Origin of the sequence: Clostridium hydrogenum, from assembly GCF_021432385.1 — a bacterium.
Lineage (GTDB): Bacteria > Bacillota > Clostridia > Clostridiales > Clostridiaceae > Clostridium_S > Clostridium_S hydrogenum.
In genome coordinates, this window is record NZ_JAEACT010000003.1 from 59,423 (window position 1) to 85,458 (window position 26,036).

General features: G+C 29.8%; 26 protein-coding genes and 1 riboswitch. Of the genes, 6 read left to right on the forward strand and 20 right to left on the reverse strand.

What is annotated here, in order from left to right:
* Positions 1 to 222 precede the first annotated feature (222 nt).
* Complete coding sequence (locus CUEA01_RS13510; protein ID WP_234122224.1) at positions 223 to 909, reverse strand: hypothetical protein; 687 nt, start codon at positions 907 to 909, stop codon at positions 223 to 225.
* 493 nt (positions 910 to 1,402) lie between these two features.
* Complete coding sequence (tsaD, locus tag CUEA01_RS13515) at positions 1,403 to 2,425, reverse strand: tRNA (adenosine(37)-N6)-threonylcarbamoyltransferase complex transferase subunit TsaD (RefSeq protein WP_234122225.1); 1,023 nt, start codon at positions 2,423 to 2,425, stop codon at positions 1,403 to 1,405.
* Between the two features lie 197 nt (positions 2,426 to 2,622).
* On the opposite strand from tsaD, the gene CUEA01_RS13520 reads away from it, so the two are divergent.
* On the forward strand, positions 2,623 to 3,258 hold the full coding sequence (locus tag CUEA01_RS13520) for a RusA family crossover junction endodeoxyribonuclease (RefSeq protein ID WP_234122226.1): 636 nt from the start codon (positions 2,623 to 2,625) through the stop codon (positions 3,256 to 3,258).
* A 163-nt stretch (positions 3,259 to 3,421) separates the two neighbouring features.
* Here the strand turns inward: CUEA01_RS13520 and CUEA01_RS13525 are convergent, their stop codons facing one another.
* The 9 genes from CUEA01_RS13525 to CUEA01_RS13570 form a co-directional block, all read right to left on the reverse strand.
* Positions 3,422 to 3,913 carry a shikimate kinase gene (locus CUEA01_RS13525; RefSeq protein ID WP_234122227.1) on the reverse strand — a complete coding sequence of 164 codons (492 nt, stop codon included), beginning with the start codon at positions 3,911 to 3,913 and terminating at the stop codon, positions 3,422 to 3,424.
* Complete coding sequence (gene aroE / locus CUEA01_RS13530) at positions 3,903 to 5,009, reverse strand: shikimate dehydrogenase (protein WP_329603994.1); 1,107 nt, start codon at positions 5,007 to 5,009, stop codon at positions 3,903 to 3,905. Before aroE ends, CUEA01_RS13525 begins: the two co-directional genes overlap by 11 nt.
* Positions 5,010 to 5,014: 5 nt before the next feature.
* Positions 5,015 to 6,094 (reverse strand): chorismate synthase, encoded by a 1,080-nt coding sequence (aroC, locus tag CUEA01_RS13540; RefSeq protein ID WP_234122228.1) that lies wholly within the window; start codon positions 6,092 to 6,094, stop codon positions 5,015 to 5,017.
* On the reverse strand, positions 6,072 to 7,352 hold the full coding sequence (gene aroA / locus CUEA01_RS13545; RefSeq protein WP_234122229.1) for a 3-phosphoshikimate 1-carboxyvinyltransferase: 1,281 nt from the start codon (positions 7,350 to 7,352) through the stop codon (positions 6,072 to 6,074). Before aroA ends, aroC begins: the two co-directional genes overlap by 23 nt.
* Before the next feature lie 13 nt (positions 7,353 to 7,365).
* Positions 7,366 to 8,427 carry a 3-dehydroquinate synthase gene (aroB, locus tag CUEA01_RS13550; protein WP_234122230.1) on the reverse strand — a complete coding sequence of 354 codons (1,062 nt, stop codon included), beginning with the start codon at positions 8,425 to 8,427 and terminating at the stop codon, positions 7,366 to 7,368.
* A complete protein-coding gene (locus tag CUEA01_RS13555) occupies positions 8,424 to 9,287 on the reverse strand; it encodes a prephenate dehydrogenase (RefSeq protein WP_234122231.1) in 864 nt (287 codons plus the stop codon). The genes aroB and CUEA01_RS13555 overlap by 4 nt, the downstream gene beginning before the upstream one ends.
* 28 nt (positions 9,288 to 9,315) lie before the next feature.
* Positions 9,316 to 10,329 carry a 3-deoxy-7-phosphoheptulonate synthase gene (aroF, locus tag CUEA01_RS13560; protein WP_234122232.1) on the reverse strand — a complete coding sequence of 338 codons (1,014 nt, stop codon included), beginning with the start codon at positions 10,327 to 10,329 and terminating at the stop codon, positions 9,316 to 9,318.
* Positions 10,330 to 10,701: 372 nt separating this feature from the next.
* A complete protein-coding gene (locus CUEA01_RS13565) occupies positions 10,702 to 11,496 on the reverse strand; it encodes a response regulator (RefSeq protein WP_234122233.1) in 795 nt (264 codons plus the stop codon).
* Positions 11,497 to 11,662: 166 nt separating this feature from the next.
* On the reverse strand, positions 11,663 to 12,403 hold the full coding sequence (locus CUEA01_RS13570; protein ID WP_234122234.1) for an ATP-binding protein: 741 nt from the start codon (positions 12,401 to 12,403) through the stop codon (positions 11,663 to 11,665).
* 170 nt (positions 12,404 to 12,573) lie between these two features.
* On the opposite strand from CUEA01_RS13570, the gene CUEA01_RS13575 reads away from it, so the two are divergent.
* Positions 12,574 to 13,254 (forward strand): Crp/Fnr family transcriptional regulator, encoded by a 681-nt coding sequence (locus CUEA01_RS13575; RefSeq protein WP_234122235.1) that lies wholly within the window; start codon positions 12,574 to 12,576, stop codon positions 13,252 to 13,254.
* Between the two features lie 478 nt (positions 13,255 to 13,732).
* On the opposite strand, the gene trhA is transcribed toward CUEA01_RS13575, so the two are convergent.
* On the reverse strand, positions 13,733 to 14,377 hold the full coding sequence (trhA, locus tag CUEA01_RS13580; RefSeq protein WP_234122236.1) for a PAQR family membrane homeostasis protein TrhA: 645 nt from the start codon (positions 14,375 to 14,377) through the stop codon (positions 13,733 to 13,735).
* A 580-nt stretch (positions 14,378 to 14,957) separates the two neighbouring features.
* Between trhA and CUEA01_RS13585 the strand changes: the two genes are divergently transcribed.
* The 3 genes from CUEA01_RS13585 to CUEA01_RS13595 all read left to right on the forward strand — a co-directional run bounded on the left by CUEA01_RS13585 (position 14,958) and on the right by CUEA01_RS13595 (position 17,499).
* Positions 14,958 to 15,515 carry a DUF1836 domain-containing protein gene (locus CUEA01_RS13585; protein WP_234122237.1) on the forward strand — a complete coding sequence of 186 codons (558 nt, stop codon included), beginning with the start codon at positions 14,958 to 14,960 and terminating at the stop codon, positions 15,513 to 15,515.
* A gap of 77 nt (positions 15,516 to 15,592) precedes the next feature.
* A riboswitch (SAM riboswitch) is annotated at positions 15,593 to 15,700 on the forward strand.
* 98 nt (positions 15,701 to 15,798) lie between these two features.
* Positions 15,799 to 16,263, forward strand: coding sequence for a YbaK/EbsC family protein (locus tag CUEA01_RS13590; protein WP_234122238.1), 465 nt, complete (start codon positions 15,799 to 15,801; stop codon positions 16,261 to 16,263).
* A 30-nt stretch (positions 16,264 to 16,293) separates the two neighbouring features.
* The gene (locus tag CUEA01_RS13595; protein WP_234122239.1) at positions 16,294 to 17,499 is read left to right on the forward strand and encodes a M20 family metallopeptidase; all 1,206 of its coding nucleotides are present in this window, start codon (positions 16,294 to 16,296) and stop codon (positions 17,497 to 17,499) included.
* Between the two features lie 294 nt (positions 17,500 to 17,793).
* Here CUEA01_RS13595 and CUEA01_RS13600 read toward each other — a convergent pair whose 3' ends face one another.
* Positions 17,794 to 18,165: an HIT family protein gene (locus tag CUEA01_RS13600; protein ID WP_234122240.1), complete on the reverse strand. Its 372-nt coding sequence runs from the start codon at positions 18,163 to 18,165 to the stop codon at positions 17,794 to 17,796.
* A gap of 19 nt (positions 18,166 to 18,184) precedes the next feature.
* On the reverse strand, positions 18,185 to 18,682 hold the full coding sequence (locus CUEA01_RS13605) for a GAF domain-containing protein (RefSeq protein ID WP_234122241.1): 498 nt from the start codon (positions 18,680 to 18,682) through the stop codon (positions 18,185 to 18,187).
* A gap of 406 nt (positions 18,683 to 19,088) precedes the next feature.
* Here CUEA01_RS13605 and CUEA01_RS13610 point away from each other — a divergent pair, with 406 nt between their 5' ends.
* Positions 19,089 to 20,039, forward strand: a complete 951-nt coding sequence (locus CUEA01_RS13610; protein WP_234122242.1) for a diguanylate cyclase — start codon at positions 19,089 to 19,091, stop codon at positions 20,037 to 20,039.
* A gap of 687 nt (positions 20,040 to 20,726) precedes the next feature.
* On the opposite strand, the gene CUEA01_RS13615 is transcribed toward CUEA01_RS13610, so the two are convergent.
* The 6 genes from CUEA01_RS13615 to CUEA01_RS13640 form a co-directional block, all read right to left on the reverse strand.
* Positions 20,727 to 21,902 carry a cyclopropane-fatty-acyl-phospholipid synthase family protein gene (locus tag CUEA01_RS13615; protein WP_329604004.1) on the reverse strand — a complete coding sequence of 392 codons (1,176 nt, stop codon included), beginning with the start codon at positions 21,900 to 21,902 and terminating at the stop codon, positions 20,727 to 20,729.
* Between the two features lie 34 nt (positions 21,903 to 21,936).
* Positions 21,937 to 22,383, reverse strand: coding sequence for a MarR family winged helix-turn-helix transcriptional regulator (locus tag CUEA01_RS13620; RefSeq protein ID WP_234122244.1), 447 nt, complete (start codon positions 22,381 to 22,383; stop codon positions 21,937 to 21,939).
* Positions 22,384 to 22,758: 375 nt separating this feature from the next.
* Complete coding sequence (locus CUEA01_RS13625) at positions 22,759 to 23,202, reverse strand: hypothetical protein (protein WP_234122245.1); 444 nt, start codon at positions 23,200 to 23,202, stop codon at positions 22,759 to 22,761.
* Between the two features lie 143 nt (positions 23,203 to 23,345).
* A complete protein-coding gene (locus tag CUEA01_RS13630) occupies positions 23,346 to 23,843 on the reverse strand; it encodes a TspO/MBR family protein (RefSeq protein WP_234122246.1) in 498 nt (165 codons plus the stop codon).
* Between the two features lie 459 nt (positions 23,844 to 24,302).
* Entirely contained in the window at positions 24,303 to 25,052 is a 750-nt protein-coding gene (locus CUEA01_RS13635) for an ABC transporter ATP-binding protein (protein WP_234122247.1), read from the reverse strand.
* Entirely contained in the window at positions 25,021 to 26,028 is a 1,008-nt protein-coding gene (locus CUEA01_RS13640; protein WP_234122248.1) for an ABC transporter substrate-binding protein, read from the reverse strand. Before CUEA01_RS13640 ends, CUEA01_RS13635 begins: the two co-directional genes overlap by 32 nt.
* Positions 26,029 to 26,036 lie beyond the last annotated feature (8 nt).

Here is a 26,036-nt window from a genome sequence, read left to right on the forward strand (position 1 = left end):
TGTTATAGATAAAGCAGTTCACAATAAAGGATAATTTTTCTCCGCTACTTTTTAGAAAATCTAAAAACTTAATACTTATGAAATCGCACTGCATGCAGATGGTGCAGGGAGAAGATTACAAAATATATAAGTTTTAAGATTTACCTAACATAAGGAAGATAAATCCTCCTTCATTGTACTCTGTACTCTACTTCAAACACAAATCTTCTCCTGATGTCACTATTAAAATTCACCACTACAAAGTTCTGAAAGCCTTTGTTTTATTAACTTGGACTCTATTTTAAATAATATATCTAATTCAATTGTAAAACATTGTATTAAATCTTTATAATCATCCATATAAGGATAATCCTTGAGTGCACCGCACTGCATAACCTCAAGATGTTTATTTATTCTATTCTCATATTCAACTAGCTTGTCCACTTGTGCATAGTAATTAAAAAGTTCTTGCATTTCTTCTTTATTGATTTTTGACGAAATTTCAGCAAATGCTTCAATCCAATTTTTCAATACCGTTACATTGCTTATTTTCATAAGCATAAATCTTTTATTCTTAAAAAGTCTACTTGTTCTTTCCATATCAGCCTTAATAAGTCTCGAATAATTTTTTATATTTTCCCTATTTTTTATTTCGCTTGCTCTTTTTTCATACCACATTCTTGCCCAAACTGTAAAAAAGCATCCAAGAGCTATACCAATTATTGTACATGAAAATACTGCTTTAATTGTATAATCAACTTGTTTATCTTCTGTATATAAAAGTAAATTATTGCACAATAGTACAATTACAATTATAACCCATACCACTATAAATATGTTTTTTTCAAAAAACCTGTAAATTATATGTTTTTTTCGTCTTCTACAGTTAATTTCATTTTTACTTCTTTTTGTATTCAACTCAGCAACCATACGTATCTCATCACCTCTTAAACTATACGGTAAATATCTGATTACCTACTATAGATATACCAGTTCAACTATTAAAATTTATGTGCACCATAATGCCCAGAAGACGACATTTTGGTACAAATAAATTTTAAGTTTCACAGAGGTATATCTTTAGATAAACCAGTTCAACTATTGAAATTTACGTGCACCATAATGCCTAGAAGATGGCATTTTGGTACAAATTAATTTTGAAGTTTTACGGTGGTTTACCTTTATATGCTCTTTTGGCATTCCAAAATAAAAGACAAAATATAATCCTTTTAATCTCTAAAAAGTATATTTTTACCTTTAATACATATTATAGTATATTTAAGATTTTTGTGCAATGATTAATTTACATTTTTTTCTATTTTTTCAAAATACTAATGTATTTTTTCAAAAAAACATTAATTGTTCTCGTAAACTCCATAGAAATATCGAGATTTTACAAGAACAATTATGTATTTATAGATGCTTATCTTTCACCTAATTTTAAATTTGGAATTGCATTTAAATCTAATGGTGATGTTCTTCCTTTTTTATATTCAAAATAAGCAGCACTAGCAATCATAGCCGCATTGTCTGTACATAAAATTGGCTTTGGAACCATAATCTTTATTCCATTTTTTTTGCCTTCTTCTATTAAATTTTCCCTAAGACATAAATTTGAAGCAACCCCTCCTGCCACTGCTATTCTATCTACTTTTCTGCTTTTACAAGCCTTCATAGTGTTATCAACTAAAACATCAACTACAGACTTTTGAAAAGAAGCTGCTACGTCCTTTTCATTTATTTCTTCATCTTTCATTTTTTTGGTATTTAAATATCCAAGAACAGCAGATTTTAATCCACTAAAAGAAAAATCTAGGGAATTATCATGAAAATTTGCCCTTGGGAATTTAATTGCCTCTGGATTCCCCTCTAAAGCCACTTTTTGTATTTTGGGTCCACCAGGATATCCAAGACCAATTGCTCTTGCTATTTTATCAAAAGCTTCACCAGCCGCATCATCTCTTGTTTGACCTATAACTTCAAATTCACCATAATCTTTCATATAAACAATAAACGTGTGGCCACCTGAAACTACAAGGCACATAAAAGGTGGCTCAAGTTCTGGATATTCTATAAAATTTGCACTAATATGACCTTCTATATGATTTACACCAATAAAAGTTTTTCCAGACGAATATGCAAGTCCCTTAGCATATTGCAGCCCAACTAAAAGTGCTCCAACGAGTCCAGGTCCATATGTAACTCCTATTACATCTATATCTTCAATTTTCATATTTGCATCTTCCAGTGCTTTCTGCACTACAAAAGAAATATTTTCAATATGCTTTCTAGATGCAACCTCCGGTACTACTCCTCCAAATTTTGTATGAATATCTATTTGTGATGATATTACATTTGATAAAACTTTTCTTCCATTTATAACAATTGATGCGGCTGTTTCGTCACAGCTACTTTCTATTCCAAGCACTATTATATCTTTTTCCATTAAAATTCCTCCAAAACCATTTTCATATCTAAGTTTAACTTATATATGTTGAAATCACTTATATATTTTATCACAATGAGAAAAAGTTAGAAAGCTATACTAAAATTTTACCATTTTAATTGAACATACGTTTGTGATATAATATTATTAAAATCTGAGCATTTTTTTAATATTGTGCTCTAAGTTTAGGAGTTTACATGAACAATAAATATGCAAAAATAATAGTAGATGGTTCACCTATTTCAAAATCAAATTTCAAATTATTTAATGTCAATGGAAGGGCTATTTTACCATATAACTCTGGTAAATATCATGATAGATATGCACTTTATGAGGAAAAAATAGCTTATGAAACGAGGGTTCAAAATCCAGCTATAGTTATAGATGAGGCTGTCATAGCCGTATTAAAGGTTTTTTATAAAAGTAAAAAAAGGCATCCCGATACAAACAACATAACCAAAAGTATATTTGACGGTGTAGAAAAAAGTGGAATAATAATTAATGATGCTCAAATAAGAAGAATTATAATTGAAGAATTTTATGATGGCAAAAATCCACGTTTTGAGCTTGAACTTTTTGCAGAAAGTAAATTTAAAATGCAATATTCAATATTAGAAAAAGAAAAAGAGGACGTCCCTATAGTATATGAGCCTCCCTCTAATAAAAAGAAACCCAAAACTAATGCCTCATTAAAAACCACAGCAAAAATTTCTAAAGATGAAAATTCTGCAATATGTGGATTTTGCAACAAAGCCGTCTCAAAATCCAACTGCTTATCAGCAAACAATGGCAAAATTTTAATCTGTAAGGACTGCTTTAAAAAATTATTCTGAAAAAAGTGGCTGTCGCAATAATATTTAATACGTAACTTAAAATTATTGCGAACTAATTTAATCAATTCACAGTTCACAATGCACAATGAAGGATGATTTTCTGTAGCAAAGCGGAAGAAAATCATCCTTCATTGTGCATTGTGAATTGATTTAAATAGGCGTTTTAATGTAAAATACATCTTATATCTTTAATGACCTTTTCCATTGTATCATCATTCATAATTTCAAAATCAGCATATTCCTTATAAAGCAAATATCTTTCATCGTAAAGTTTTTTTAACTTTTCCTTACCAGCTTTTAAAAGAGGCCTTGTTTCAATATCCACATCACCCATTATGTTACTAAGAGGTCTATTTATAAATATTATTATGCCATTTTGGCTTAAGTTTTCTATGTTTTCCTTACGCTTTATAACTCCGCCTCCTGTGGATATAACCATATGCTTCTTTAAACTCAATTCAAGTGTTGCCTTGCTTTCGATATCCCTAAAAGCAGCTTCCCCACCTTCAAATATTTCTTTAATGCTCTTTTTTTGTTTTTTTTCTATGTATTCATCTACATCCAAGAACTCCATTTTTAGTCCTTCAGCTAACATTTTTCCTATACTCGTTTTACCACATCCTGGCATTCCTATAAGGACTATATTAGTTTTCATCCTTAGCACCTACCTTAACTTCAAGTGCCTCATAAATCTCATCAACTATTTTTTCAGGAACACAAATGTCATTCCATATTTCCTCAGCTGCAATAGCCTGGCTAACAAGCATATAAAGTCCATTCACAGACTTTATATCGTTTCTTCTTGCATAACTTAGAAATTTTGTTTCTAATGGATTATATATGAGATCAACAGCAGCTTTAAATTCTAAAACAACTTTTTCATCTACAGGAGAGACATCAACCTTTGGATACATACCACATGGAGTACAATTTATTATAACATCACCGCTCTTAATTTGTTTAAGCTCATCATAATTAATTATTTTAAACTCCTTTAAAGCTTCAGAAACCTTTTCCGGTGTTCTTGTAACAATGTATAAATCCTTACATTTATTATCTTTTAAATATTGGGTTACAGCTTTTGCAGCACCGCCACTTCCTAAAACTACACATGTGGCACCTTCAATTGTCACCCCAAATTTAGATAACATTTTTCCAAAACCTATGTAATCCGTATTATATCCTTTTAATTTGTTATTTTTAAAGCTTAAAGTATTTACTGCGCCTATACTTTTTGCCTCAGCTGAAATATCATCTAAAAATTCCATAACACTTGTTTTATACGGTATTGTAACATTAATTCCTTTGCATTTTATTAGTTTAAAACCTTCAATGGCTTCTTTTATTTTATCCTTTGGAAGTTCAAATAAATTATATACTCCACCCCTACCAGATTTTTTTAGAAAAAGCTCATGTATTTCAGGCGAAAAACTGTGTCCTAGTTTTTCGCCTATAAGACCATAAATTTCTGTATTCTTTTTTACATCCATTTTTTTACTTTCTAGCTTTTTGCTTGTATCCATAAGGTTTATAAAAAATTCTTCTAAGGTTTCTGCAAATTCTTTATTTTTTAAATAGGAAATATTTTTTTCTATTACTTCTTTTTCACGTTTTGAATTTAATACAGGCAAATTATTTTTCTTCTTGTACTCTGCAACTCCAAGTACAAGCTGCATTCTCTTCTCAAAAAGCTCTGTCAATTTTTTATCTATAAAATCAATCTCATTTCTTATATTTAAAAGTTCATCCATAAATATCACCTCAAAAGAATATCAAGAATCCCAATTGCACATACAGCTTCAACTACTGGTACAGCTCTAAGTACAATGCACGGATCATGTCTTCCATTTATACTTATCTCATCATTTTTCTTTGTACACAAATTGATAGTTTTTTGTTTTTTATATATTGAAGCTGTAGGTTTAAACGCAGTTCTAAAAATTATTGGCATTCCGCTTGTTATTCCACCAAGTATTCCTCCATTATTATTTGAATATGTTTTTACATTTCCAGCTTCATCATAGTAAAAATCATCATTTGCTTCTGAACCTTGCATTTTTGTTATATCAAAGCCAGCACCAAATTCTACTCCTTTAACTGCTGGAATTGAAAACAGTAAATGGCTTAAAGTACTTTCAACTGAATCGAAAAATGGATCTCCAAAACCAGCTGGAACATTTATTGCAGAGCATTCTATAATTCCACCCACCGAATCAAGGTTGTCTCTTGCATTGGAAATTACATTTTTCATTTCTTCTCCCTTTTCTTCATCTAAAACAGGAAATGCTTTAAGTGTAAGTTCCTTAAGAGTTTCTTCATTTATATTAACTCTGTCAAAATTATCTTCACGAATGTTATTAATGCTTAAAATATGGCTTCCTATAACTATATTTTGTTTCATTAATATCTGCTTTGCAACAGCTCCTGCAAAAACAATAGGTGCAGTAATTCTTCCAGAAAAATGACCACCACCTCTGTAATCATTAAAGCCACCATATTTTATAAAGCCAGTATAATCAGCATGCCCCGGTCTTGGCGTATCTTTTATGTTTCCATAATCCTTTGAATGCTGATCACCATTCCAAATCATAGCTGTTAATGGCGTTCCAGTAGTCTTTCCATTAAAAAATCCGCTGACAATTTCAATTTTGTCACCTTCTTTTCTCTGAGTTGAGTATTTATTTCTACCAGGAGCTCTTCTCTCCATTTCCTTATTTATCATTTCCATATCAAGTTCAATTCCTGGTTCTAAACCATTAATTACAACTCCTATAGCTTTTCCATGTGATTCACCAAATATTGATAATTGAAGCTTATTCCCCCATACACCACTCATCTACATCACCTCCAAGTTTCTTAAAATCTTCAAAGAAATGTGGATATGATTTACTTACACATTCACTTCCTTCAATTATAAGTGGTTCCTTGCACTTTAATGCTGCAACAGCAAGTGCCATAGCTATTCTATGATCATTCCAGCTTTGGACAGTTCCTCCATTTAAACTTTCTTTTCCGTGTATAATTAGTCCTGCTTCCTTTTCTATTATATCAGCACCTATTTTATTTAATTCAGTTGTCATAGCTTTAAGCCTATCAGATTCCTTTATTCTAAGTCTTTCAGCATTTATTATTTCTGTAGTTCCCTCGCTTAATGCAGCTAAAACAGTTAAAACAGGAATTATATCTGGACACTGTGATCCATCTATGACCGTTCCCTTTGTCTTGGAAGTTTTAACTATGAAGTTTTCAGTATCAATATTTCCACCCATTTTTTCAATAAAGCCTACCACAGCTTTATCACCTTGAAGCGATTTATGGTTTAAATCAAGGCATTTAATATCGCCATTTAAAATACCAGCTACCATCCAAAAAGCAGCTTGAGAAAAGTCTCCCTCTACCCTACAGTCTTGAGCCTTATATTTTTGATTTCCTTTTATCTTAAAAAGTTCATAATTATTATTTTCTATATTTATGCCAAATTTATTGAGCATATCAAGTGTCATATCAACATATCCAATGGATTCAAGAGGGGTTGTTATTTTTATTGTAGAGTCACCTTTTAAAAGAGGAAGTGCAAACATAAGTCCGCTAATAAATTGTGAACTTATATTACCCTTTAATTCAAAATTTCCTGCTTTCAAATCTCCGCATGCAACTAATGGAAGGAATTCATCTTTTGGATGTGAATATTTAATATTTTGCTCATCAAAAATATTAAAGTAAGGATCTAATGGTCTTTTAGGTAATTTACCTCTTCCACTAAATATAACTTTTTCTCCGCATAAAAGTGCTACTGGAATTAAAAATCTTAGAGTGGAACCCGATTCAAAACAATCTAAGCTCTTTTCACCTTTAGCTACTGTGCCTTTTTTTAACTTTATTGTTTCATTATTATTAAAGGCTGAAGCTGCAGCTCCTAAGTTTTCCATGCATTTTAAAGTAGCTTCAATATCCTTAGAATAATTTATATTTTCTATAGTACTTTCTCCCTCTGAAAGTGCTGCACATATTATAGCCCTATGGCAAAGACTTTTAGAAGATGGTATTTTTATACTTCCTTCTAATTTTTTTGGGTTTATTTTAACGCATTTCAAAATATACACCTCATTATACTTTCAAGTATTCGTTCATTTCAGCTTTCTTTATCTTCTTTATAAAGCATGAGCCTATATTGTTAAGTAAAATTAAATTTATATAATCGCCTCTACCTTTTTTATCAAGCTCAACCGTTTCCAAAATCTTTTCATTTCTTAATCCTTCTATATTATAACTCAATTTATACTTTTCTAATGCCTTTTTTATTTCTTCTGTTGTGCCATTATCAGTGTCTCCTAAACTTTCACTATTTTTCGTTATAGCATACATTCCATAGGCAACACCTTCTCCATGAGTATATTTCTCATAATTAAAAAATTCTTCAACTGCATGACCTATAGTATGCCCAAAATTAAGTATCATTCTTTCTCCGTTGTCCTTTTCATCATTTTCAACAACAACTTTTTTAATACTACAGCAGCTATATATTACAGCTTCAACATTTTCTAAAAATTCCTCATCGTTTTTAAAGTTCATAACCTTATAAAAAAGTTTCTTATCCCTTATAGCTCCATATTTTATAACTTCACCAATTCCATCATGAAGAAACTTAGTACTTAGAGTTTTTAAAAGTTCTGGATCAATAAAAACTGCTTTAGGATGATAAAAACTCCCCACTAAATTCTTACCCTCTTTAAGATCAACTGCAACCTTTCCACCAATGCTGCTATCTATTTGCGCAAGTAATGAAGTAGGAATTTGAATATATGGCACACCCCTTAAAAAAGTAGCTGCTGCGAAACCTCCAAGATCACCTACAACGCCTCCGCCAAAAGCTATTATTAAATCACTTCTTGAAACTTTAAAACTTGCAAGCTTTGAATAAACCTCCGTTAAAACTTCTATGCTCTTACTTTTTTCTCCAGGTACAATTACTATTTTGTGCAAATCATAATTTTTAAGGCTGGCGCTTATCCTATCAAAATATAGTCTTTCTACATTTTCATCTGTTATTAAAACTATTTTTTTACCAGAATAAATTTTAGATATTTCTTCGCCTACATTATCGATAATGCCCCTTTTTATCAAAATGTTGTAATCTGCATCTGCCAATTTAATATTTAACTTTTTCAACTTATTTCCCCCTTTTTACATGAAGCCTTCTTCATCATAACCTTTAACTTTTCCGAATCCTCTTCTCTTAGAGCATCTTTTAATTCATCAATACTTTTTTGAAATTCATCTACTGCACTTAATAAATTTTCTTTATTACTTAGAAAAAGTTCACTCCAAAGTTCTGGATTTATATTTGCAACTCTCGATTCATCTCTAAAACTTCCACCTATAAAGTTTTTTATATTCTTATCAATATTTTTCATATTCATAAGCGAAACCGCAATCACATGCGGAAGCTGGCTCGTTACTGCGATTATTTCATCATGTTTTTCTGGAGTTACAATGGATATATTTTTAAAGCCTATATTTTTTACTATTTTTTCTATGTAGTTTATAACTTCTTCACTATTTTTTTCAGTTGGAGTTATTATATAGTTTGCACCTTCAAATATACTTTTACTGGCATAACTTAAACCACTTGATTCCTTGCCAGCCATTGGATGACCTCCAATAAATTCAACTGGCTTTTCTAAAAGAATATTCTGAATTTGATTTATATTTTTCCCCTTAATCCCTAATACATCCGTAATAATGGCATTTTCTTTAAAATTTGCTGCATTTTCTTCAACAAATCTTACAGCAGCTTTTGGATATACTGCAATTATTACAACATCTGATTTTTTAAGAGGGATACGTGCATCTAAATCACTATATCCCTTTTCAATTATATTCATATCAGCTGCTTCTTTCAAAGTACTTTTGTTTAAATCTATACCCCATACGTGTCCATTATTTATTTCTTTAAATGCCATGGCATAAGAACCGCCAATAAGTCCAAGGCCAACAATTGTTATATTTATATTTAGAGGTTTTTGCATTTGAAATCACCTTCAGCCTTAATAAGTATTAAATTTCCCTATCTTCTATTTCAGCAATAGCTTTAATTTTTTTCATAAGTGAATCAAATTTATCTGGTTCTATTGATTGTTGTCCATCACATAAAGCATGCTTAGGATCATTGTGAACTTCAATTATAAGACCATCAGCGCCTGCTGCTACTGCCGCCTTTGACATTGGTTCTACCATCCACGAAATCCCTGCAGCATGACTTGGATCTATAATTATTGGAAGATGACTTAATTTTTTTATTGCTGGTATTATACTTAAATCAAGAGTATTTCTTGTATATGTTTCAAAAGTTCTTATTCCTCTCTCACATAAAATTACATTTTCATTTCCACCAGCCATTATGTATTCAGCTGACATTAAAAGTTCTTCTATAGTAGCGCTGAGCCCTCTCTTTAAAAGTATTGGCTTGTTTGTTTTTCCAAGCTCCTTTAATAATTCAAAGTTCTGCATATTTCTTGCACCAACTTGAATAATATCTACATCCTCTACAAACCTATCGATCATATCTGCTGACATTATTTCAGTAACTATTGGAAGACCTGTTTCCTTTTTAGCTAGTTTTAATAAATCGAGACCTGTTTCTCTTAAACCTTGGAAGCTATATGGTGAAGTTCTTGGTTTGAATGCACCACCTCTTAAAAAAGAAGCTCCACTTGCTTTAACACTCTTTGCTATTTCAACAATTTGTTCTTCACTTTCAACTGAACATGGACCTGCGATTATACCTAATTTTTTTCCACCTATCTTATTGCCTAGTATATCTATTACAGAATTTTCTGGGTGAAACGCTCTATTTGCTTTTTTGTAAGGTTCTTGTACTCTCATAACTCTGTCTACATTGTCATTAGCTTGTATTTGTTCTATATTTATTCCGCTTGTGTCACCTAAAAGCCCCAAAACAACATGATTCCTGCCCTTCATCACAGTTACACTGCAACCGTACTTTTCTAACGCCTCTTTCATTTGTCTTATTTCCTTTTCTCCTGCATTTTGATTTAGTATAACTACCATTGTAAATAACCCCTTTCTTTTGCTAAATATAAACTTCTTGAATTTAAAATGTTCATCTAAAAATTTTATAAAAAAATAAGGCCCATAATGAGCCTTATATTCTAACAACATAAATTTACCATTTTCTATGTGTATTAACAAATATAATTAAATTTAAAAAACCCATTAGAAAGAAACAGCTTTAATTTTTTGTATAAAAACCAGCTAGCGCTAAAATAATAATAGCCCAAGCTAAAGTAATAATAATTTTTAGTTGCTTTTACCTTTCCAAAGTTTTTCATAATTATACACTCCAATTTATAATTTAATCTTTTTAGTAATTATAACACATATTACTTCAATGTCAACAAACTTGTAAATAACTTTATCAATTTAATGGGATTTTGTCATTTCTTTTAACAAATTCTTAACCTGCTTATTTAGAGAGTATATTCTTACATTTGCCTTTAATTTAGCAATAAAAATCTTTTCATCTATAGGTTTTGTTATATAGTCATCCGCTCCAGCAGCTAATACGCTTGATATTATTTTAGAATTTGTAAGTCCAGTAACTGCAATTATAGATGCATTTATATTGTTTCTTCTTATATTCATTATTATATTTTTGCCAAATTCATGATCTAGTACTATATCTATTAAATATATATCATATTTTTTTCCTGAATTAATGAGTTCTTTTCCTGAATTGTAATAGTGAGCATTCTCAATGCCATATTTATCAAATATGTCCTTCTCGATTTTAAGTTCAAATTTACTATCATCTAAAACAGCAATATTAACCTCTTTTAAATCTCCCATATACTTATTTTCTTGAAAAACTACATCAATATGCTTTGATATTTCATCAATAAAAGAATCTTTAACAATATAATCTGTTACTCCCATATTCATTAGTTTTTTCTTTTCATCATTCATTTCATTGCTTGTAACTAAAAATATTGGAATCTCTGAATAATTGCTCATACTTATACTCTCTAGGAAATTTTCTATAGTAGATCCTTCAGCAATAAGAGATGTTATAATTAAATCTACATCCTCTTCATATAAAATTTGAAATGCCTCTTTAAAGCTATCTGTAGAAATATAATTATATCCTTTCTTATCCAAAGTTGTCTTAAGCATTGTTGTAAAAAGCTCACTTGTCTCAATATGAAGTACTGTATACATTTTAATACTTCCCCCTTACCATAATTATATGGTTTTATTATCGTGAGCTAATTGGTTAAATTTACACGTATTTAATTTTTAATAAAATTGGCTATGTTTTAAATAAGTGTGAAAATCAACACTTATTTAAAACATAGCCATAAAATTAAAGTTTATTAAAGCTAAACTACTTCAAAATACTTCCATCAGTTCCTACAGTAACTTCTCTATATGGAACTATAACCTGCGCTTCAAGCATTGCTGATTTCACAGCTGCTACAATACCACCGCAGCAAGGAACTTCCATTCTAACAACCGTTATACTTTTAATATCATTATTTTTTATTATTTCTGCTAATTTTTCCTTATAGTATTCCACATTATCAAGTTTAGGACATCCAATTACCGTTATGTGATCTTTTATAAAATCTCTATGAAAATTTGCATAAGCATAAGCAGTGCAATCCGCTGCAACAAGAAGATTTGCACCTTTTAAATATGGTGCTCCTGCGTTAATTAATTTTAATTGCACAGGCCATTGCATTAGCTCTGATTGAATATCGTTGTTTACTGCTTGTACATCATCATCTTTAACTTTTTTAATATCTCCTTTTACAATTTTTCTTTCTATTTTTCTAGCCGCTGTTCCTGGACATCCACATGGAATTTTATTACTCTCAGCCTTTTTCTTTTCTTCCATTCTCTTTTTTACTGCTTCATCATCATAAGCCTTACTTTCTCTTTCTACTATAGTTATCGCACCAGTAGGACATTCTGGCAAGCAGTCACCAAGTCCATCACAATATTCATCTGATATAAGTTTAGCTTTTCCATCTATAAGTTCTATTGCGCCTTCATGGCATGCATCAGCACAAAGCCCGCATCCATTACATTTTCTTTCATCTATATTTACTATCTTTCTTATCATTTATTATTCCCTCCAAAATTTATCCTTGTTTTTATACTCTAATTATATTAAAATTGATTAAAAATGTCAGTAACATTTGTTACAACATAGAGTACAATGAAGGTGGATTTTCTGTAGTGAAAAGGCGTAAAATCATCTTTCACTGTGCTTTGAAAAAAGGAGTGAAGCTCATGGATACTAAAGTACTAACTTCTCTAAAAAAGTGCATATTGTTTTCCAAATTTAATGATACTGAAATAGGCAATTGTCTTTCAATAATAAAGTACTCACTTAAAAATTATTCTAAGGGTGAAACTACAGCTATTGAAGATGATCCTTGCACAAGTATTGGCATTTTAATTAGCGGAAGTGTTGAAATTCAGAAAATATATGAATCTGGGAAAAGTTTAACTTTAGCTACTCTCAATACTGGAAATACTTTTGGTGAGGTTATAATATTTTCAAATAAAAATACTTATCCATCCACAATTACAACTTGTGAAAAAACTGAAATTATGTTTATACCAAAAGAATCAATATTAAAATTATGCAGTGAAAATACAACTTTTTTAAATGGTTTTATGTCACTTTTATCAAATAAAATACTTATGTTAAATAAAAAAGTTAAAAATATGTCTTACCAAACAATAAGGCAAAAACTATCAAACTACATATTAGAAGAATATAAAAATCAAAAAAACTTAATTATTAAAATAAATTATTCTAAAAAACAATGGGCTGAACAATTGGGAATTCCAAGACCCTCTCTATCTAGAGAATTGATAAATATGAGGGAGGAAGGAATAATAAATTTTGATAAAAATTCAATAGAAATACTAGATTTAGATGTGCTGGAAGAAACTTTATACTAGATTAATTCACGATTATATCATAAAAATTTTTTAGCCATAATTTAAAATTATTGCGAATCAAATCAAGTGAAAGTTTTTAACTTCGCCCTGCTCGTTAAAAGACTAACTTTTTCACTTACGTGAAAAGTGAAGGGTTTAACGATGCTGTGCACGTTAAAGGTGAACTTTTCGGATAAATCCGAAAGTAAATGTTATTTTTCCTCCGCCTTGCTACGGAAAAATTATAAATTTAAATTAAAGATTTTCCATAGCAAAGCGTAGGAAAATCAACATTTACTTTTTACCAAAGGTAAAACCCTTCACCTTTGACAAGCGTAGCTATGTCAAACCCTTCACTTTTCACATAGTAAAAAAGTTAACCTTTTAACGTGCAAAGCACCGTTAAAAACTTTCACTTAAGTTACTTCGCAATATTTAAAATCTGCTTATAAAATAATTATTGGTGCTACAGTTTTAACTCCATTACAAATTGCTTTTCCTATAAAACAAATTTATATATCATAAGAAAATGAAGCAAACTTCCAACTATTACGAATATATGAAATATCTCATGAAATCCAAAATATTTTGCATTTCTTATAGGCCATTTAAATGCATATACCACGCCGCCTAAGCTATATACAATTCCACCTGCAACCATTAAAACTATTCCAGGTACAGCCATAGCTTTGCTTATTGGTGCAAAAGCAAACACTACAACCCATCCCATTGCAATATAAAATAATGTATACAGCCACCTTGGGGCATTAAACCAAAATGCCTTAAACAATATTCCAAGTAAGGCTATTGACCAAATACAAACAAAAAGAATTTTGCCAGTTTTTCCATTCAAGGTTATAAGACAAATAGGTGTATAGGTTCCTGCAATAAGGACAAATATCATCATATGATCTATTCTCCTAAGCACCGATGTAACTTTAGGTGAAATATTTATAAGGTGATACGTTGCACTAGCCGAATAAAGAAATATTAAACTTAAACCAAATATTACAGAAGAAATTAAACTTACATTACTATCTGTAATTATTGAATAATGAACCATAAATATAAGTGCCACCAATGATAATAAAGCAGCAAATAAATGAGTTAATCCGCTTACTGGATCTTTTAACCTTAAAAACATGTTATCACACTCCTAATATTAAACATAGTTTTAAAAACTAGTTACTATTATATTTATATATTACATCTACAATGTGCACATTGCAATACATAATTTCAAAAAATTAATTTAAGATACATTGCAAACTGTTTATTAATTATATATTCCCCACATTTTATACAATATACTCAAGAAACACATATTGAGGCATACTATTTGAAAAATAGAAATTGCAAATATAAAGTTTATTCTTATAAATTACAATTTATCGAGGAGAAGCCAAAGTACAAAGTACAATGAAGGAGGATTTTTCTCCGTTAGCACTACGAAAAATCTGAAAACTTATTTTTTTATTGCTGCGCAATTACGCCATACATGGCGCTCAGCGAAGCTGACACCATTTAAGTTTAAGATTTACCTGAGAGAAACGAAAGATAAATCATCCTTCTTTGTACTCTGTACTTTGTACTTTGTACTCTGCTCTTCAAATTGTAATTTAACAGAATACATTTCGCATTTCTAATTTTGCTGTTTCAACTGATATATTTATAATTAGATTGATTTGTAGTAATCAATGCTATATACTGTAGTGGGTGATACTATGAATGATGATATATTAAAGTTAGCAAAATCAATAATTAATTATAATGAAATTAAAGATTATGAGATTCCAGATATTGATCTTTATATGGATCAAGTAACGTCCTTTATGGACACTAAACTAAAAGATTTTAAACGAGATGAAAATGATATAATCTTAACAAAAACTATGATTAACAATTATGTAAAAAGTAATGTAATCCCGTCACCAGTTAAAAAAAAATACAGTAAAAAACACTTGATGGTTTTAATTTGGATTTATCATTTAAAACAAACCTTATCAATTACAGATATTGGAAAACTGATGAATTTTATAATTAAAGATAAGGATGAAGAAATTAAATATAATGAAATTTATAATAATTTCTTAGATATTGAAAAAAAATCACATGCAGAATTTGAAGTTAATTTAAGTGAAATGCTTAAAAATGTTGATGACAAGTATAATTCAGATGAAAAATTATTTTTATTAGTTATAGAATTAATTTTAAGTTCTAATCTTCAAAAAAGAATGGCCGAAAAGATAATTGATAATTATTTCAATAATGATGCAAAATAAAATTGAAATTAATATTGACATCTGAAATAATCACGCCTATAATCTAAGTTAATTTTAATAAATTAAAACTAAATATAGCCTTATCAAGAGAGATTGAGGGAATGGCCCGATGAAATCTCAGCAACCAATATGTTTCATTTGCATATAATGGTGCTAATTCCACAGAGTTTTCTGAAAGATGAGGAAAGAATTTTATTAAAAATGTGCTATGTCGTATTTTAAAATCTTCTTCGTTTTTTGAAGAAGATTTTTTATATATCTATTAATTAAGAAGGTGTAAAAAATGAGCGTAGAAAGTGTAAAAAAGTTTTTTATTGAAAACGGACTTAAGGATCCTGTTTTTGAGCTTAATGAAAATGGTGCAACTGTTGACTTGGCCGCAAAAACTCTTGGAGTAAACCCTGAATTTATTGCAAAAACCCTTGCATTTAAACTCAAAGATAATACCCCATTTCTAATTGTAACGCGTGGAAATGCTAAAATTGATAATAAAAAATATAAAGAATTTTTTAAAACTAAAGCTAAAATGCTTGAACATGATGAAGTTGAAGAAATAACTGGGCATCCAGTTGGTGGCGTATGTCCTTTTGGATTAAAAACTAGCATGAATATTTACCTTGATATATCACTAAAAAATTTCGAATATGTATATCCAGCAGCTGGTTCACAAACTACCGCTTTAAAAATTTCTCCAAATGACATAGAAAATTTAACAAATGCAATTTGGATTGATGTCTGCAAATTCTAAATAAAAATATTCACATAAGGAGGATTATTAATGCAATCATCGCTTAAGCTTGAAGAAATTCGAAATGAACTAATTAAAGAAATTGATAATAAAAAAGCCTACTACATAGATATAAGTCACAAGATTCATGAAAATCCTGAAATAGGTAATGAAGAATTTTTTGCATCAAATATCCTAATTGACACTCTATCTAAAAAAGGATTTGACATCGAAAAAGCTCTTGTAGGTCACCCAACATCTTTTATTGCAAGAAAAAAATCCTCGAGAAACTCTGGACCTACTATAGGATTTCTTGCAGAATACGATGCACTTCCTAAAATAGGTCATGCATGTGGTCATAATATTATAGGCACTGCTAGTATTTCTGCAGCTATAGCAATTTCAAATTTAATAGACAAAATAGGTGGAGAAATAGTAGTTTTCGGTACACCTGCTGAAGAAGGTGGAACAAACGGAAGTGCAAAGGCAACCTTTGTTAAAAATAATTTATTTGAGGGTATAGACGCATGTCTTTTAGCTCATCCTTGGAATAAAGATTCTGTTACAGGTAAATGCCTTGCCTTAGATCCTATTGATTTTGAATTTTTCGGCAAAGCCTCTCATGCTGCTGAATCACCAGAAAAAGGTATTAATGCTTTAAACGCAGTTATTGAGCTCTTTAATGGAATCAATGCCTTAAGGCAACATTTAACAAGTGATATAAAAATTCACGGCATAATAACAAACGGCGGCGATGCTCCAAATATAGTTCCTGAATATGCAAAAGCCAAATTTTTTGTTCGTGCAGAAACAAGAAAAAGCTGTGATGAAACTACAGAAAAAGTAATAAACATAGCTAAAGGAGCTGCTTTAATTACAAATACAAAATTAAAAACAACTTTTTTTCAAAATCAAATTGATGATTTTTTAATAAATAGAACTTTTGATATGATATTTGCTGAAAATGCTAAATTAATAGGTTTAGATATTAAAACTTCGCTTGATTACGGACTTGGTTCTACAGATGCAGGAAATGTTAGTCATGTAGTTCCTACTATACAGCCATATGTAAAAATTGCTCCAAATAACGTAGCTGCTCACACAATAGAATTCTCTGCAGCAGCCAAATCCAGTGACGGTGATAACGGACTAATAAATGCTTCAAAGGCATTAGCTCTTACCGCTCTCGATTTAATTATAGATAAAAACAAGTTAGACGAAATAAAAAGAGACTTTCAAATTAATGCGAAGCATTAAACCAAAGTATAAAGTACAGAGTACAAAGAAGGATACACTTGCTAGGGGTTTGGGCGTAAGCCAATGTAGGTTCTTTAACTTAGTAGATGCACTGTCAATAGTAGTGCAATAAAACTTTGTATATTAATAATCTTTGCTACAGAAAATCTTATAACTTATTCTTGATTGCTTGCGCAATCGCGTCATTACTGTTGTCAGCGAAGCTAACAACAGTTAAGTTTAAGGTTTACCTGACGTAAGGAAAGGTAAATCATCCTTCACTGTACTTTGTACTCTGTACTCCGTACTCTATTTTTAGTCATAATTAACAAGAGGAATTTTTAAATTTCTAATTCCTCCTCTTGGATTTTCCGTGTCACCTTTATACCTAGGGATTACGTGTACATGAAGATGCATAATTGTTTGCCCTGCAGCATATCCAACATTCACTCCAATATTGTATCCCTGTGGGCTATATTGAACGTCCAATATTTCTTTAACTTCATGTACAAGACTAAATATTCCAGCTGCTTCTTCTGGCGTTGCCTCAAACAAACTACTAAAATGCCTCTTTGAAATAATTAAAGTATGGCCTTCATTTACTGGGTATTTATCAAGTATTGCATAAGCATACTTATTTTCTGCTATATAATTTTCTCTATCAGAATTACAAAAAATACATTCCATTTAACAATCTCTCCACTTTCTAAATTTCTTCCCAATCAATATATTCATTAAGTACTTCAACACATTTTTCTATGTAAATTTGCTCCAATTCAGTAAATCTACCTATTTCTTCACTATCAATGTCTATTACACCATAAACTTTATTATTTTTTATTATTGGAACTACAAGTTCTGAATTTGACGCTGCATCACATGCTATATGACCTTCAAAGTTATGGACATTTTCTATTCTCATGGTTTTTCTTTCCTTTACCGCTGTTCCACAAACTCCATGTCCTATTTTAATTCTTGTGCAAGCAGGCAATCCCTGAAAGGGTCCCAAAACAAGTTCGCCATTCTTTATAAAATAAAAGCCACACCAATTTATTCTTCCAATAAGTGCATTTATAAGTGCAGCTGAATTTGAAATATTAGTTATAAAACTTTTTTCATCTTCAATTAATGGTCTAAGCATACCTAGCATAGTATCATATTTTTCCTTGGCATCCATATTTTCAAATAATTTTATATCAAACATCTTAATCCTCCTATAGATGAGCAATTTGTAATTTTCAAGCTTCATATTTCTTATCTACATTATACCACAACTTCATTCTTAGGCATCTATTCCAGAAAACTATATAATTCGCCACTTGTTTTTTCCATTTTTTATGATATAATTACAATTACTGTTATCATTCTAATTATCAGTTTATAGGTAAGGTGATTATATGTTTTTTAAAACAATTAAAAATTTATTGATAAATAACTTATGTTATGATGATGATAATTTCACACAAGATTTCTTTTATACAAACCTATTTCGTTCAAAATTCATATGTATTTTCTGTATATGTTTACAAATTATAACCACTGTAATTTACTTAATTGGACGCGCTCCCATATTATTTTCTTATACTTATACTATGTATTTTCACATTACTATGATAATAATCTCAACATTTTGGTTATTTTTCTTATGCAAATTAAATCATTTCATTAACATAAATAAGAATTTAATTTATATAGTACAATTTATTTTTACAAGCTATATACTTTTTTTAGGTGCATCGGCTTCCTTAATTGATCAGCCTGCGACAGACACAATATCTGTGTATCCTATTATTGCTATGGCAATAGCATTAACTTATTATTTAAAACCTACTTATTCCCTTGTTATATATTTATTCATTCACATACTATTTATTGTTTTTTCAATTACTTTTAAAAAATTAAGTTTACAACTTTCATTAAATATTTTTTATTCAACTATATTTGTGCTTTTATCATGGATAATATCTACTTTACTATATAAAAATAAGCTCAGTGATCTAAAAAATAGAAAGCTTATAGAACTAACAAATAGTAAACTTTTAAAAATCAATTCAAGTCTAAATGAATTATGCTGTACGGATTTTTTAACAGGAATAGCAAATAGACGTGAATTTGATAATTTTATTAATCTTGAATGGACTAAATGTAAACAATTGTCTATACCATTATCTGTGATTATGATTGATGTTGATTTTTTTAAATTATTTAACGATAACTACGGTCATCAAACTGGTGATTATTGCTTAAAGAAAATAGGACAGGCTTTATCAGAGAATTTGATAAATACTAATGGATTAGCGGCAAGATATGGTGGCGAAGAATTTATTGTTACCTTGGAAAACTATGATAAAACAGCCGCATCACTTAAAGCTGAAAGGATAAAGAAAAGTATAGCAAACTTAAACATTCCCCATAAATTTTCTCCAATTTGTAATTTTGTAACAATCAGCATTGGAGTAAGTACTGTTATTCCATCTAATAGTACCTCAATGAACTCTTTAATAGAAGATGCAGATATCGAACTATACAAAGAAAAAGAAAAGCATAATATTATGAGGTAATTATTGCGAAGTAAGAGCATTCTGGAACATTAAATAACATCAATAAATCTAAGAGGAATATTCTTAAAATCCTAAGAACTTTCAATAACTCACTAGCGTTCAAACAGATTGAAAATTCTAAGTCTTTTAAGAATATTCCTCTAAGATTTATAAGGTGTTATTTAAATCGTTCCAAAACACTCTTACTTCACAATTACAGTAGTTTAAGGTAAAAATTCCTCCGTACCTACGGAATTTTGGGCTAGTGCATAAGCTTTCATTTTTTACTAAATAATATGTTAAAAAATGCTAATTGGTATATTAATTAATCAGCTTATTTAAACATTTGGAAACAAAGATGTAGTAGATTAATCAAAGAACCTTCGGCAGGTGTATGAAAAAAATGATGTTAGGGAATAGTGGCGAAAAAATTTCTAAAATAAAATTGTATAAAACTTAGTGGAAAATTTTTTAAAGCTTTAGAGCCTTAGATTGTCTGAGCGTTTTTTTGCGAGTTATCGAAAGCTCTTAAGCTTTAAAAAATTTGCCGCTTAGTTTTATTAATTTTATTTAGGATTTTGAGCCGCTATTCACTAACATCATTTTTCTACGCCTACCAAAGGTTATTTGATTTTGCACTACACTTTGCTTCGCAATATTTAAAAGTTTCAAACCAATTAGCCTTGCTTCAATAACTCCTTAAGACGACTATAAATACATGTAGTCTCTTGTCCAAGGAATGTCGTTGTTTAATCCCTTTGTAAATAGGAATTGATGAATATCTATGTTTCCACAATTAAACGATGCAGCACAAGCATTTAAGTACATTCTCCACATTCTTATGAAAACTTCATCTTTGCTCTTTCTTATTTCTGGAAGTGCATTTTCAAAATTTCTTGACCAATTTTCAAGTGTTCTTCCATAATGCCTTCTTAAACTTTCTACATCTACAAGGTAAAAACCATCTTTAGTTAAACTATTTATAAGCTGGGAAACTGCTGGAACATATCCCCCTGGGAAAATGTACTTATTAATCCAACTGTTTGTACCACCTTCTTTTACTCCTGTTATGCAGTGAAGAAGTGAAATTCCACCTTTATTGAGTAATTTATTAACAGTATCAAAATACTCCTGAATATTATCTTTACCAACATGTTCAACCATGCCGACACTTACAACTCTATCAAAAGTTCTATTTTTAATTTCCCTATAATCAGTTAGAATAACTTCAACACTATTTTCTAGACCTTCTCTTTTTATTCTTTCTTTATCTGCCTCAAATTGTTCTTTACTTAAAGTTACACCAACAGCTTTCACTTTATACTTCTTAGCGGCTGTTATTATTAATTCTCCCCAACCACAGCCTATATCCAATAGAGTTTGTCCTTCTTTTAGTGATAATTTTTTAAGAATATGTTCCACTTTATTTTGCTGTGCTTCTTTAAGGGTAGTATTTTCATTTTTAAAATATCCACATGAATATGTCATTGTTTCATCAAGCCAAAGCTTGTAAAAATCATTACCAATATCATAATGATAATGTATATCTTCTTTACTCTTTTTTATGTTATTAGGGATAATTTTTATAAGCTTTTGATATTTTACACCATTACTCATAAAGCTTTCTTTATTATTATAAAGGGATTCTATAACTTCTTGAACATTTCCATCAATATCAAGTTTGCCTGTCATATAAGCTTCTCCTAATGTATTAAAGGGATCAGATATAACTCCTCCCTTGGGAATTACTTCATTAAAAATTACAGTAAATTTACTTTCTCCAGCACCATAATGTTCTACTTCACCATCCCAATATTTTATATCACATGGTTCAGAAAATAAATTTTTAAATAAAGTTTTATAAAATATTTTATCAGTACTTATCATGTATATTTTGCCTCCTAATTTGAATATTTTATTAATTAATTTTTATTAATAGCTTCTTCATGTTCTCTAAAGTATCCTTTAAAAGTTCAATATCTTTACTATCAGCTTTTCCAAGCTTCAGAGCAAAAGATTTTCTTAGTTCTTCTTCATATATTTGAACAAATTTAAGTCCTTTTTCTGTTAATTTTACATATATTATTCTTCTATCTGCTTCATCAAAAGCTCTTTCTACAAAACCAATCTTAACTAATTTATCCACCCAACATGTAACATTGGGCTTGGGTGCTGAAAGAATTTTACTAAGCTCTGTAATATTTATTTTTTCTTGATTTTTTATACAATATATTACTATTATATGTGCTCTTGCTATACCATTTTCTTTCAATAAAATATCTCCAACATTTAATATTACCTTTGAAAAAACAGGTATTACAGAAAAAATATCATTAAATAATTCATTCATCAAATTATTATCCATTAATAAACTCCTCAAAATTTAATTACAATATGTAACTATTATATATTATAACAATACTTTAGTTAAAAATGCAAATGTTTCATATCCAGTATTAACGAGTTACAGTTTCTTGTATTACACAAAATTATTTCTCAATTTGGACTTATTATTTTTTTTAATGCCTAAAAAAAACACCAGCAACCGTGCTGGTGTTATAAAGAGGAGGACTCTTATTTAGTACTTTTTGATGGATACTTCATATTAATGTAGTTAGGATTGAAGCATTCACCTATATAACTTATCACAAATTTATTATACAAAATATTTGTGTATTAAAAGTTTAGTTTATTAAAACATTTTGTAAATAAATTTTCACTTTTAGCATTTTATTCTGATTTAATTTTTAGCTTGTACTTTTGAAGAATGACCTAAATCGTTGACAGCATTTTTTATTGCTGCATCTATAAGCTGCCTTTTGTTTTCATCCATTTCAATATTTAACTCTTTAATCACACTTAAAACAACACTTTCTGCAACTTTTTCTCTATCTGCCTTACATATATCACCTGTATGATACAGTTCCTCTGCATCACCAACTGCAATTTGTGCCCACTTTTCTATTACTTGCAATGCACCAACCGCTGGATTGCCAGGTAAAACTTCATTAACAGTATCTATTATCTTATCCGACGTGTCTACAACTTTTCTAACATCCAATAAGACACTCGTAACATCTATTCCCTTTTTTTTAAGGTACGGAAATAAAAACATTATAGTTCCAATCACTCCGCCTACAACACCAAATATTATTGACAATGTTGCAATTTCGATACTAGTCATAATACCATCTCCTAAAATATATTCTATTTTAAAAGCTGGAAAAGTTACCTAAGGCATATAAAAAAAGGCTATGTTGACGAAGTATTACGCAAAAATATACGAAAGTTGCACTTATTATTTTTTTAAAATTCCTAAATTAGAAATTAACTATTCAAAAGCCATACTGCACAATTTAATATTCCTGCAAAGAACACCCAAATTATATAAGGTATCATAAGATATGCTGATACTTTATCAATTTTATAAAACTCAAAAGTTGTAAGCAATATAAATACAAACAAAATAAGTAATTCCAAAAATGCTAAACCATAAAGATTAAATCTAAAAAATATTATTGACCATATAAAATTTAAGCCAAGTTGTATTGCATATAAAATAATTGCTTTTTTTACATCCTTACCTTGCTTTCCGCTAATCCATATCCTATAGAAAGCTATTGCCATTAAAAAATATAATATAAACCAAACTATTGGAAATACATATCCTGGTGGTGAAAAAAAAGGCTTTTTTAAATTGCTATATCCCATTTTTCCTGCTCCACCTATAAAACCGCTTAAAGCGCCTATTCCTTCTGTAACTATAATGCTTATAAGCAAACCTGGTATATTTTTTTCACCATTAACCTCTAAAATATTCTTCACAATTACATTCCCCCTTGTATATGTTTGTAGATATATTACTTGAAAAATCGAAATTACAAATGCCAAGTTTATCCTTATAAATTACAATTTTTAGAGCAGAGTACAAAGTACAAAGTACAGAGTACAAAGAAGGATGATTTACCTTTCGTTTTACTCATGCAAATCTTAAACTTAAATGGTGTCAGCTTCGCTGAGCGCCATCAATAGCGCAATTGCGTAGCAATAAAAAAATAAGTTTTTAGATTTTTCGTAGTGATAACGGAGAAAAATCCTCCTTCATTGTACTCTGTACTTTGTACTTTGGCTTCTCCTCGACAAATTGTAATTTAACAGGATGAATTTGGTATAAGCAATTTCAATTTTTCAAATTGCTTATCTATATTTATTATTACTACTATTTTATAAATTAAATCACTATTTTATAAAAAAAATTGGACAAGGCAGAGTGCCTTATCCAATTCATAATAATTGTATTATTTCTTGTTTTATATCAAGTAATTCTTTAGTAAATAATCTTTTAATTTTATCCTCTTTATAAAATTCTAAATTTATTTCTTTTTTTATTATTCCCGGCTTTGAAGATAATACATATATTTTATCAGATAAAAATATTGCCTCTTCAATGTCATGTGTTATAAAAAGTATGGTTCTCTCAACCATCTTTTTCATTTCTAAAATCCATTTTTGCATATTGCCCTTTGTTATGGAATCTAAAGCTCCAAAAGGTTCATCAAGAAGCATTATTTCCTCAGATGAAAGAAAGGTTCTAAGAAAGCTAGCTCTTTGTTTCATTCCTCCAGAAAGCTCATATGGATATTTATTTTCATAGCCTTGAAGCCCCATAAGCTTAATATATTCATATGCTTTTTGTCTTGATTCTTTCTTATTGGAACCTTTTATGTCTAAAGGAAGGACTACATTGTTCATAATAGTTTTCCATGGCAATAGTAAATCTTTTTGCTGCATATACCCTATATTGCCTAAAACCATAATACTTCCAGCATCCTTATTAATTAGTCTCGCTATTATATTGAACAAGGTGCTTTTTCCACAGCCACTTGGTCCAAGTATGGAAACAAATTCTCCCTTCCTAACATCAATTGAAATGTTCTCAAGTATAGTTTTATTATCGAAACTTTTAGTTATATTTTTTAAACTAATTACTATATCCTTATCATTATTGTGGCAAGAATTCGTTTGTGAATGCATCTTTCGAATTTAACTCCTTTTTAATCAATCCTTTTTCCTTCAAGAATTTTGCATATCTATCCCATACTTCTGCCTTTTCAATTCCCCATTTTGGCGCATCTGCAATATAATGAGTTGCCATATATTTTTGACTTTCTACAGCTAATTTTTCATTTATCTCTGGAGCATATGAACAAAGTATTTTGGCACTTTCCTCTGGATTTTTTATTGCATACTGATATCCTTCCTCAGTAGCTTTCAAGAATTTTTTTACCTTTTCAGGATTTCCATTTATCATTTTATCGTTTGTTATTAAAATAGGTGTATAATAATCAAGCGCAGGATCCAAATCCTTAACTGGTATATAATTCAAGTCAATGCCTTTTAGCTTTGCATCAATCCCTGTCCAGCCTTCAAAAATCCATTCAAAATCTATATTTTTCTTTGTTCCTGCAAAAAAATCATCATTTCCTGTATTCACTATCTTAAGCTTGCTAAAATCAGCTCCGTTTTTCTCCATAACTGCCTTTAGCACAGCCGATTCTGATGGTGAACCCCATCCACCATAAACTTTTCCTTCAAAATCTTTAACAGTTTTTATATTTTTACTCTTTGGTGAAGCAAAACCAGATGTATTATGTTCCATTAAAGTGGCAATTGATTTAACAGGCAATGGTGAATCACCAGTAAGTGCATAAGTTACATCCTCTTGGTAACTTACACCAAAGTCTCCCTTTCCAGCAGCTATGAGCGTTGTAACTGCTGTATCTCCAGGCTGCTGCACTTTAACATCTAAGCCTTCTTTTTTGTAGTAACCCTTCTTTAAAGCTACATATATACCTGTATGATTTGTATTTGGTGTCCAGTCCAATATAACAGTGGTTTTATCTAAAGTTTTATTTGTGCCTTCCTTTGCATTACTAGCCCCGCATCCAGAAAATACTACTACACTTATCATTAATGTTGCGAATAAAGCTACTATTTTATTTTTTTTCACTGTAAATC